The sequence below is a fragment of the Desulfamplus magnetovallimortis genome (assembly GCF_900170035.1).
GTDB classification, from domain to species: Bacteria; Desulfobacterota; Desulfobacteria; order Desulfobacterales; family Desulfobacteraceae; genus Desulfamplus; species Desulfamplus magnetovallimortis.
Window position 1 is genome coordinate 565813 of sequence record NZ_LT828541.1, and the last position, 11591, is coordinate 577403.

Annotated in this window: 7 protein-coding genes; 3 read left to right on the forward strand and 4 right to left on the reverse strand. The window is 41.2% G+C overall.

Annotated features, from left to right (window positions below; all coding sequences use genetic code 11):
- The first annotated feature begins 13 nt into the window (after positions 1-13).
- Positions 14-1159: a sensor histidine kinase gene (locus MTBBW1_RS06515; RefSeq protein WP_080800842.1), complete on the forward strand. Its 1146-nt coding sequence runs from the start codon at positions 14-16 to the stop codon at positions 1157-1159.
- Positions 1160-1402: 243 nt separating this feature from the next.
- Here MTBBW1_RS06515 and MTBBW1_RS06520 read toward each other — a convergent pair whose 3' ends face one another.
- The 4 genes from MTBBW1_RS06520 to MTBBW1_RS06535 all read right to left on the reverse strand — a co-directional run bounded on the left by MTBBW1_RS06520 (position 1403) and on the right by MTBBW1_RS06535 (position 7732).
- Complete coding sequence (locus MTBBW1_RS06520; RefSeq protein WP_080800845.1) at positions 1403-2596, reverse strand: SO_0444 family Cu/Zn efflux transporter; 1194 nt, start codon at positions 2594-2596, stop codon at positions 1403-1405.
- Between the two features lie 42 nt (positions 2597-2638).
- Complete coding sequence (locus MTBBW1_RS06525) at positions 2639-4045, reverse strand: TolB-like translocation protein (RefSeq protein ID WP_080800847.1); 1407 nt, start codon at positions 4043-4045, stop codon at positions 2639-2641.
- 293 nt (positions 4046-4338) lie between these two features.
- A complete protein-coding gene (locus MTBBW1_RS06530; RefSeq protein WP_080800850.1) occupies positions 4339-4815 on the reverse strand; it encodes a DUF333 domain-containing protein in 477 nt (158 codons plus the stop codon).
- 211 nt (positions 4816-5026) lie between these two features.
- The gene (locus tag MTBBW1_RS06535; RefSeq protein WP_080800851.1) at positions 5027-7732 is read right to left on the reverse strand and encodes a C1 family peptidase; all 2706 of its coding nucleotides are present in this window, start codon (positions 7730-7732) and stop codon (positions 5027-5029) included.
- A gap of 722 nt (positions 7733-8454) precedes the next feature.
- Here MTBBW1_RS06535 and MTBBW1_RS06540 point away from each other — a divergent pair.
- Positions 8455-10503 (forward strand): ASKHA domain-containing protein, encoded by a 2049-nt coding sequence (locus tag MTBBW1_RS06540; RefSeq protein ID WP_186441116.1) that lies wholly within the window; start codon positions 8455-8457, stop codon positions 10501-10503.
- A 129-nt stretch (positions 10504-10632) separates the two neighbouring features.
- Positions 10633-11448, forward strand: a complete 816-nt coding sequence (locus MTBBW1_RS06545; RefSeq protein ID WP_080800857.1) for a DUF1638 domain-containing protein — start codon at positions 10633-10635, stop codon at positions 11446-11448.
- Positions 11449-11591: the final 143 nt, after the last annotated feature.

Genomic DNA, 11591 nt, shown 5'->3' on the forward strand with positions numbered 1-11591 from the left:
GGGTTAATTGATCATGATTACAGAAGATGAAAAGAAAAATGATACCTTCTTTGCTCCGCCAGGACGTGCAGACAGACGAAAGCTTAAAAACCAGATAAACAGTATAAGTTACAGTCCTGTAATGAGTACTCTTCTGAAATCAACAGGTGGTGTGCTGGTAATTATTAATGAAAACCGGCAACTTGTTGCAATGAACAATTCGTTCCTGGAATCCCTTGGAATAAAAGATCCTGAAGCCGTGATTGGCTTGCGTCTTGGGGAGTCTTTGAACTGTATTCATGCTTTTAAGGAGCCTGATGGGTGCGGCACAACCCCCCATTGCAGCTCCTGCGGTGCTGCAATTGCCATGATGTCAGCGATAAAGGATGAAAAACCAGATGAACAGATATGTACGCTGACCTCTAATAAAAATGGCTTGACAGAGGATATATGTCTTTTGATTCGTGCAGAACCATTGATTGTCGATAATAATAAATGGATACTTATATATGCCCAGGATATCACAAGGCAACAATTCTGGATAAATCTTGAGCGTATATTTTTCCATGACATAAACAACACCCTTGGTGCACTTCAAGGCTACACAAATCTGCTCTTAATGGAGATACCAGATGATGAGATTGTGAAAAAGATAAACTATATAACAGAACGCCTGACAAAAGAGATCTCTCTTCAGAAAAGCCTCTCCTATCATAAAGACACCAGTTTCACTATTCAGAAAAAGCAGATAAAACTCAAGGATATCAAAGATGAAATTAATCTGATTATCAGAGAACACGAATCTGCCATTGGAAAAAAATTCAGTGCAGAGTGGAATTGCCTTGATTTTCGGTTCAGAACCGACCCTATCCTGGTCACAAGGGTATTGGGAAATATGATCATAAATGCGCTGGAAGCAACAGATGAAGGGTGCATAGTTACCCTTAAAACAGAGATTGCACCGTCACATATTGAATGGAAGGTGTGGAACAAACAACATATTCCCCAAAAGATGCATACCAGGATATTCCAGAAACACTACACCACAAAATCATCTCCCGGCAGAGGACTTGGAACCTACTCCATGAAGCTTTTCGGAGAGTCTTACCTTAAAGGAGGCGTGGGATTTCATTCATCTGAGAAAAAAGGCACAACCTTTTTCTTTCGTCTGCCATTATGACTTAAGAATTGATTTTTAATAACGGCATGCTTCATTTTTCAGTTTACACTTTCCGAAGAAAAAACACTGAATGGCGGTAATCCTTCACAAAAAAGTGTAAAGTACTTTTGGTGTCATATGAAGGATGCCTTAATAACTTGCCCATTCACCTCACCCCCCTCTCCATTCTTGAGAGGGGAAGTTTGGGTAAGTTAATTAAACCCTATGACTTAATGGTGGAATTTTAGTCTGAGCCTTTAGTTTTTAATGGTTGCATTGCATATGAATATCTGTGGGGTGGCTATGTCCGCAATTGCAATCATTTTGGTGCCCTCCCTCTTTACTGCCTGCAAGCTTAAAAAACCACGGTTTCAGAATAAGTGCCAGAAGTAGCAGCGCCGCCATTGCATAAATCAATCCATGTTCGTTATGTCCAGAAGAGTGAACCCATTCCTTAATGTTCATACCCAGGGCAAGATAGATATAATTCACCAAAAAACCAAGCATAAGTGAACAAACCATGATGTTTGCAACATAGATTGCTGCTATTTTTTTCCCAAGAATCCGAGATACAACAGTAATTGTGGCCATGTTAGTGGCAGGGCCTGCCAGAAGAAAAACAAGTGCTGCACCAGGAGATATCCCTTTTATTGCAAGTGCGGCTGCAATGGGGGTAGATGCTGTGGCACACACATAAAGAGGAGTTGCCAGAGCAATCATTATCAGCATGGAAAAAAGAGTGTTTCCAAGATAGGATTCTATGAATTCAGGTGATATATAAACTGTGATTAAGCCTGCCAGCAAAATTCCTGCCAAAAGCCATCTTCCGATATCGTTGAGAAGCTCTCCAAAAGCAAAGCTCATTCCGTTTTTAAATTTTGTCCCCCATCCCTTTTGGGATACTGAATTGTTGGAGCAGCATCCACAGGAAGCGTGTTGGGATAATGTTGCTTCTGATGATGACTTTGGCAATGATGAGCTGGATGACAAACCATTCTCAAATGATGTAGCTTCCATTGGAGCCGGATGTGATGATCTCTCAAGGATATTGACCATAAGACCTGTCAGGGATGCTGTGAAAAATGCTGACAGAGGACGAATAATTGTCATAAGTGGATCAAGGAGAGCATAGCTTACAGCCATGGAGTCAACACCTGTTTCCGGAGTGGAGATCATGAAGGCTGTGACTGCACCTTTGCTTGCGCCCTGTTTTCTCAGGCCAGCAGCAGCAGGAATAACGCCGCAACTGCAAAGGGGAAGAGGGACACCAAAAAGAGATGCCTTGAAAACATTTGCCGTGCTTTCCCTGCCAAGATGCCTGTAAATGAAATCATCTGGAATAAAGCCCTTAAGTAAACCTGCGACAAAAAAGCCAAACAGAATAAAAATTGATGAATCAAGGAGTACATCCCACGAGGCAGACAAAATCTTTAAAAGCATATCCAGCAAACTATCCATATTAAAACCTCCATATCCCCATGCCCTGAGAAGCACAGCTTATCACCAGGATGAGCAGCCCAGTATCTCGTCAATAATATCAGTATCAGTTAAAAGCATGAAATATTTTGTTCCATCCTTTTCCATGATTTTTAGCTCATGAATTCCATCTGAACCCTCTCTGTTAAGCCAGAGGCTTGCAATACGGCCATCTCCAAGGACACAAGGGGAGTTATCATTGGAAAACTCAAGGTTTATAGGAGATATCTGTCCTGTAACCGGTGAAATTCTGAAAATTGATTCTCCATATTCAACAGAGTCAAGCTCCGCAACAACAGTTCCATCGGGTGAGTAATCCGGTGTTCTGGCAGCCAGATACTCTTTATCTGGTGCAAAAATAACCCTGAAACCACTTCCATCCAGAGAGACCTCGCATATGGATTTATTTTCATATGGCTCATTGCCACACTCAAAAAGAACCTTTGCACCATCCTGTGAAACAGCCGGAACATTGTTGTAAAGGAAAGGAGAATCTACTGTTATCATAAATGGGGCACTCCAGTTTGTACCTTCACGCTCAACAAGCCACAAATCCCTGATATGTCCATCTTCTCCAGGGTAATCACTTCCAAGAGAAAATACAACTCGTTTTCCTGATGAATCCACGGCAGATGCCCCTTCGTTGTGAACCACAGAACCATCTGCAATAATGACTTCCGGATTTGAAAAATCATTGTCTGACAGCGCAAGGCATGGCCATCCTGCGCAATCATCATGGAAGCGATCAGTGGATATGAGATACCAATCGCCATTGGGAGAGACATTGATACTGTTTTCCTCTCCGGATGCTGAAGCATCCAGCTTTTTTGAAATATTTTCCGGAGAAGCACCCTGAACAGCTTCCACACGGTAAACCTCACCATTGTAAAGGTATGTAATGAAATGACCGGAATAAGCATTCACTTTAAGAGATGTTGAACTGAAAAAAAGCTCTCCAGGCCCAAAGTCAAGACGACCATTTGCAATTGTGTCAACTCCAAAATAGATGGTATAATCACCGGTTCTGGTATAAAAAACAGGTATCTGTACATTATCGAGGGCAAGAAGCTTTCCCTGATAGGTAGGATTCAGGCCTGATACAAACTTCATTGAAAGAAGATCAAAATAGTATAAAGACTCCCCTCTGACAGCAAGAAGCCACAAATCAACAGGAGTATCATCGGAAGTTCCTGGTTGTAAGAAAAGAGAAAAGGTTGCCGTTGAATCCACCATAATTGTACTTTTAATGGCTTTAATCCCGATTTCAGCAACAAAGTCTGGCTCAACTGATCTTGAGTGATTGTCATTCACAACAGTGTCGGCAAACAGGTTGGAAAAAGGCAGCAGAAACAAAAGCATAGCAAACATTGCAGCATAAAAATGTCTTGTGATGCCTGTAACAAAAAAAAGATTCATAATAAGCAATTTCATACTTCCCCCATTTTAAATGTGAAAAAAAACTATACGACCAACTGTTTTTTAGGCAATGTTCGTCTCTTAGGCTGTGGCAGTGAATAGCCATGAATGTTTATATGAAAGTCTCGGTAACAGCCTGTTTTTAAAACGACTTTCATCCCTTCGATTGTGGCAGAAATCTGCCATGTATGTTATATGAAACACTATAGACTCCCAGAAAAATATTTTTTAATCTCAACCTTGAAGGGCAACCACATGGGGTTGCCCCTACATTGTGCTTGCCAATTTAATTATCTGGAATACTATATTTAAGGTTCAATAAAGCACTCCTTGCGAAAGTAAGACCATACTTCACATGACCTGTTTGTTTCAGGATCAATGCACATATGGCCAACAGTAACCCCGTTTTTAATTATAGGCTTTAGTTCATAACCATCTTCAACACATTTTTTTGCAGCAGGATTTGCCATATTACGGCCTTTATAACTATCCTGCTTTTCAACAGATGTGTTCTGTTTTTCAACAGATGTGCTCTGCTTTTCAACAGATGTGCTCTGCTTTTCAACAGATGTGTTCTGCTTTTCAACAGATGTGTTCTGCTTTTCAGCAGATGTCTTCTGATTGGGAGTGACAGTATTATCTATTGTGTGCTCCTTTCCTGAATGATTATTGGCAGTTTGAGTGTGAGTTGCATCAATATGTTTACCTGAGCTGATTTTTCCTTCATCACTACAGGCAAGAAGAAGAAACATTATTGCGGTTGCGGCAATTATTAAAAATCTCATCAAAGCAGAATTTCCTTTTGTTTTCAATATCTTATGTAATGAATACGAGGTTATTTTCACTTTTCAGGAATGGGGACAGATTTGAAACCTGTCCCCCAAATACGCAATTATCATCACACACATCCTGTTGTAAGGATGCAATAAAAAGAACACTTAGTAGTTTGTTTTATATATTGGACAACTTATAACTTGCTCACAAAAATTTCGAATACTACTTCATCATAATTCTGGATTTTGTGGGGAAAATCACCTCAGTCCTTGAAGAGGCACTTTTGCAATTGCCACATGGCGATTCAAGGGTTGCTGATTTCTGACCCTGATTGTCATTAATCACCTCAATTTCTGTTTTGCCGGTTCCATTGCGGCTGATTTCAACTTTTTTCCACAAGATTTCGGAAGTTGGCAGACGTTTGCCGTTATATGCCTTGCCTCCTTTGCCTGAGTCATCTGAAAAACCTGAAAGCTCAGGTGAGTTTGCGATATTTGTTGAACCTTCAACATCCATACTGGTGGTTGCAGATCTTGATATTTTCATTGAAGTCATTGAAGAATCCCCATTTTCCTGACTTGTTTGGCCATCTTCCTGATTATTCTCACTGCCTTCCTGACTGCTCTGTGCAACTCCATATCTTCCGGATATCCTGACTGTTCCCCAGCTATATGATCCATTATTTAGTTCATTGCTTTCAGATTCCATATCAAGATCATCGACCCACAATGCCATGTAGTAGGTACCAGTAGGGACAGGATTGCCTCCATACGAGTAGTAAAGATCAAAATAAGCAGGATTTGTATAATCACGATAGATATATCCTTCGGGTTCCAGGAGAAACTGCGCAGACTCGTAGAAAAGATATATCTCGTTGCCATTGCCAACAATCTGATCCCTGTCAAGAATAAGATTGATATCCCAGTCCATGCTGGTTGTACTTGATGCACCACTGTTTATCACTTCATACGTTAAAATTCCGTTGCCTCTTGAATCCCATTCTGCATACCATGTATTAACGCTGAGATCAGGAAGTGTGTTGCTTATGGTGACTTTGGTGTCAGAAAGAGAAGTATTGTCATCCTCACGGGACTCATCAAGAGCATTCATGGGGTCAACCACTACTGCCATATAATATGTTCCGCTTACAGTATCAGGTAAATTGAAATATATGGGGTTATCCTCGTCTCTGTAGAGGGAGTATCCAGAAGGGAGTTCCGGTATAATTTCATAAACCACTGTGTGGTCACTTGATGAAAAATCAGAATTTCTGGAGAGCATAAGGGCTACCCTTGCCCCTTCCTGTGCAACGCCGGTACCAGTATTTTTTATACTGTACAAAAGATATCCTCTTCCCCTGGGGCTTGGGTCATAGGATGGTATCTTCCAGCTCTCCACAACAAGATTTGGAAGCTCTGAATCATCAGGCTCAGGCTGGGTTGGTTCCACAGGTACAACTGTGTCGGAATTTTCACTGTCCTCAAGAACATAGGCTTCCGACATGACCCCTGATGCAGCAAAATTATAGGGCATCCAGAAATATCCGTTGTCTCCCCAATACTGTCCCCAGGAGTTGATAACCTTGAAGGCTCCACCATAACGATTATCATCATATCCTACAATGGTAATTGCATGACCTCCCTGATTGGCACCTGAGGTTGTATTATAGACAGAGCCTGAGCCGCTAAGATCCATAAGCTGCTGATAGACGGCAATGCCACCCACAACAGGCATTCCGTTTGCAAGAGCGGCCTTTATCTGGGAAGTATCATTTACACGCCTCCAGCTTGCTGCCTTGAATTTTGATGCTTCAGTAAAAGCTGCCTGGGAAGGCTGGGTGCGATAGTCTCTGTCTGAATAGGGCATGGTCGAAAGGGTTGCAAGTCCCTTGTCAACTGCAAGATCAAGAGCCTCATAAATATATGAACCATTGTCCTGGCCATAATTTATCTGGTTGTAAAGAAATGCTGGGCTGAAAAGATGTTCAGGCGTATTGAGTGACCAGCCTATCTCTACTTTTTCCTGATAGGATTTTAAAGCATATGCAGTTGCCCAGCCAACACAACTGTTCTGTTGTCCCTGGTCTCCCGGGGTTGGAAAATTATCACTTAGATCAACAGAAGTCGGTGTTGTGGGTTCTGCTCCCACAAGTCCGAAAAGGTCGCTTCTTAAGGTGCTTAAGGCAAAGCGTGCGTACTCTTCCGGGTCAACATCATTTTTTCCTGTATTTTTTTCATCCTCGGAAAGATAGGTTACTGTAACAGATACCGTTGCAGGGTCACTGAAAAATTTACCATCTGTTACACGGAAAGATATGGAAAAACTATCATTGCCGGAAGGTACATGGGTAAGATAGAGTTTTCCGCTGGAAGGATTAATATATGCATCTTCATAGCCTGTACCTGAAGATGGAGATACAAGTTCATATATAATAACATCATTGTCCGGGTCATGGGCAGAAAGCTGCTGCACGATATAGGGCACAGATGAGTCCACATTAAGTGTTATGGAATCTGCAACAGGTTTGCCGTCTCCTCCATCAGTGACATCACCTGCAAGACCGATATTGACGGTTTTCCAGTAAATCCCGAAAGGGTCTGCACTGTTTTGGTACAACTCAAGCATAAGTGAAAACTTTTGACCCTGAAACTCAACGCAACTTACATTAATATTTAAATAATCGTCAATCACTGCACATGAACTGTCTGAATTTGAGCTGTAAGATCCCTGATATCTGAAAAAAAGCGTGGATGAATCAGAAGGGTTATCATACAGCCCGAGAACAATCCGGTAACGGCTGCCCTGAAATTCAGCGCATGAAATATCCATTGTAATGCCACTGTTCAGTTCAACTGTGGCACAATTTGCTCCTGCAAGTCCGGGCAGCAGCAACAGAATAAAAAAAATAATAAGTAATTGTTTCTTCATGTTCTTTTCTCCCCTTTCATTGTGGCTTGAATAGCAGCCGTTTTATTATTGCATTCCAGACAATTGAAATGTCAAAAATGCTTCATGGACAATGTTTTGAGATATCTGCATCTCGTAATGCAAGATTAGTGCATCATATCAGAACTTAAATGCAATATCATCAGAAATCACAGAACTCTTAAATCATTCCAAAAATTATCCCTGAAACTGTTGCCATTACCACAACAAGAAGCACAAAAAACGCTGTCATTTTGGTACCGATTACGCTCCTTATAACCAGCATGTTTGGAAGGGATAGTGCATGTCCGAGAATCCGGGCTGTCAGAATAATAGAAAGAACACTTATAGCAGTACCTGAATAAAAAATGCAGTTGCCGGGCCAACTCCTGCAGCTCTTTGCTCAAAATCGACATCTTATTGCTTTTTCAGAAGTTATTGCAGTTGTCTGAACCAGGATAACCAGGATAACCAGGATGCTCAGGATAGATAATCCTGCCTTATCTTTGTTAATCTTGGGATTCCTCATTCAGACAGAGTTGACAAGGCTTACAAGATCATAGGTGTGGACTTTGAGTCTTTTTGAAATGTTCCGGCAAAAATAGATATAATGGTGCATGAGCATAAATAACTTCGTGGTAAATAATCGTTGTTTACCATCCCTTAATCGTGTAAAAATATCAGGTTGTTTACATTGGCGCAAAATAGATAATGGGAGAATCCCAATGATTAATATAATTGTTCAACCACTTGGAATTAATGTTCCAATTAATGAAGGCGAGACTCTGCATGATGGACTTGAAAGGTCAGGCATAAGCATTGAGACACCCTGTGGCGGTACAGGTGTATGCGGCGGATGCAGGGTCTGGGCACAGGATCCCTCAAAAATACCGCCAACCCTCCACTCTGACATAAGCACAAGGGAGGAGGCAGAAGGTTTAAGGCTTGCGTGCATGGCTGTCCCCATAGATGATACCACAATTTTACTGGAAGAAAACTATGTTTATGCACATGGTGAATGCAGCGATGGACAGATTCTTTCAGGTAAAAGAGAAGATGAAAAGGAAAGAGAACTGCATCCTGTTGATCTTCCGGCAGTAAGGGTTGCTACCCTTTCGGAAGCATCGGGTACGGAAGAGAATTCTGAAAATACGGCTGAAGTGTTCCAAATGTATCATGACAGGTCCCCTAAGCCAATTGATCTGCATTTATGGAAAGCTTCATATACTCCAAAGGGTGTTGCAATTGACATTGGCACAACAACCATGGTGACAAGCCTTGTAAATCTTGAAACCGGGAAGATTCTTGCATCAGAATCATGCCTTAACCCCCAGGTGATACACGGCCATGATGTTTTGAGCCGTATCCAGTACGCTTCAACGTTGGAGGGGCTTTCTGAAATGGCATCCCTTGTGCAGAACAAGCTCAACGAACTTATTGACAATCTCTGCTCCAACTCCGGCTCATCCACAAAAGAGATTGTGGATATAACCATAGGGGCAAACACCACGATGCTTCAGCTTGCGGCCTCCATCGACCCTTCTCCTCTTGGGCATCTGCCTTTTGATGTTGATATTAAAAGCAGTTGCAATTATCCGGCTGACCGATTTGGATTGCATGTAAATCCACAGGCGCAGGTGTACATTCCTCCGGTAATGCATGCATTTGTCGGCTCAGACATAACTGCCGGCCTCCTTCTATGTCCGGAATTTTTTGATGATACAAAATCTGTGCTTTATCTTGATATGGGAACAAATGGCGAAATATGCCTAAATGTTAAAGGTAATCGCCTTACCACATCAACAGCAGCAGGGCCTGCCTTTGAAGGGATGGGACTATCTTCCGGCATGAGGGCAAAAGATGGTGCAGTTCAAAAGGTAATACTTGATGGCTCAAGCATGATTTTTCATGTCATCGGCCACAAAGAACCAAAGGGAATATGTGGCAGCGGAATAGTTGACTTTGTTGCTGCTCTTTTAGGTGCAGGTTTTATCAATCCTTCAGGACGACTTGCAGCAATAAACAACCGGAATGACTCAACAAGAAGTCAGTTTGGATTATCAAATAGCCAGCAAGGAGCATCAAATAATCAGTTTGGAGCATCAAATAGTCAGTTTGGAGCATCAAATAGTCAGTCTGGAGCATCAAATAGGCAATCTGGAGAATCAAATAGTAAACTTGGAGTATCAAATAGGCAATATGGGTCATCAAATAATCAGTCTGAAGCACTAAATAATCAGTCTGAAGCACCAAATAACAAAAATTATTCTTTTGAATTGCTTCAATTTAAAGGTGATAAAAAGCCCCATGAGACAATTGTATGTAACAGAGAAACACCTTCTCCTGTTTCAGAACTTGATGGTCAGCCTGTTTTCTATTTTGGAAAAAAGGCACATCTTAGCCAGAAGGATATACGTCAGATTCAGCTTGCTAAAGGTGCTGTAAGAACCGGAATTGACCTGATGCTTGAAACAGCCGGTATCTCCTGCCGTGATCTTGACTGCATCTACATTGCCGGTGGATTTGGATATCACCTGAGTCCTGTCAACATGGAGAAAATTGGCCTTCTTCCGGAACATGCGGCTGAAAAGGTTATATTCTGCGGTAATGCTTCAATTGACGGAAGTCTTCAGCTTTTGAGGAATGGAAGTAAACGTATTTTCATTGAAGGGGCTTTGAAAAATATGGAACACCTTCAACTGGCAGATTCTCCTCGTTTTATGGAAATGTTTGTAACAAACCTCAATTTCCCAAATATGGATCAACCATCATGATATGCTCTAATCTTAACTTTCCAAATATGGATCAACCATCATGATATGCTCTAATCTTAACTTTCCAAATGTGGAGCAACCATCAATGATATGCTTTAATCTCAACTTTCCAAATATGGAGCAATTATCATGATATGCTCTCATAACCCTGATACTTCAGGAGCAGCAAAGGCATTCACCCCAAACAATATAATTGCCTGCGGCTCACTTTACCATGAACTTGAATCCGTGAAGAGAGATGATCAACAGGTTACAATACACTATCTTGATACAGATCTTCACCGAACACCAGCCAAAATACCGGCAATTCTTCAGAAGAATATTGACATCATTGAACACTCTTTGAAAGATATTTCTACTATTTCTGACAAATCCAAAATTATTCTGGGGTATGGTCTATGCTCCAATGCGGTTGTGGGCGTCACAACAAAAAAAAGCTCTCTTGTTGTGCCAAGGGTTCACGACTGTCTTGATCTTTTTCTGGGCTTTGTGGGAAAAGGTGTCTCCAGATCAGGAGTTGACATTGACTATAATAATAGTGGTAATAACCACAATGTTGATAGCAGCATTGAGGTAGAAAATGCCAGAGATACAGGGAAAACACACCATTACTTTTTGACACCTGGCACACTTTTGAACCATAAAGACCCATACAGTATAATGGTTAATGAATATACTCCCAAAATGGGAGAAAAGATTGCCCAATGGGGCATGAAAGAGGAGTTAAAGCACTACACACACTTTGACCTTATCGCCACTTTAAGGGAAGATATGGATGAAATCAGGCAACAGGCTTTAAAAAATGCGGATTTTTTCAATATGGAACTTGTTGAAATTCAAAGTGATCTGAAATTTTTTGACAGGCTCGTTAATGGCCCCCATGATGAAGATTATTTCATACATATTCAACCAGGAGAAATTGTTGAACAGGCTATGTTTTTTTAATGGCCCAATCAAATTCAAAATTGTAAAGTCGTAAATGAAATGTTCTAAAAAATACAGGGATTCAGTTTGATACCCTGAATCCCTGCATCTTCTCCTCTGCCTACGCTAAATCAATCAAGGATTTTTTGTGATCATTAAAACAT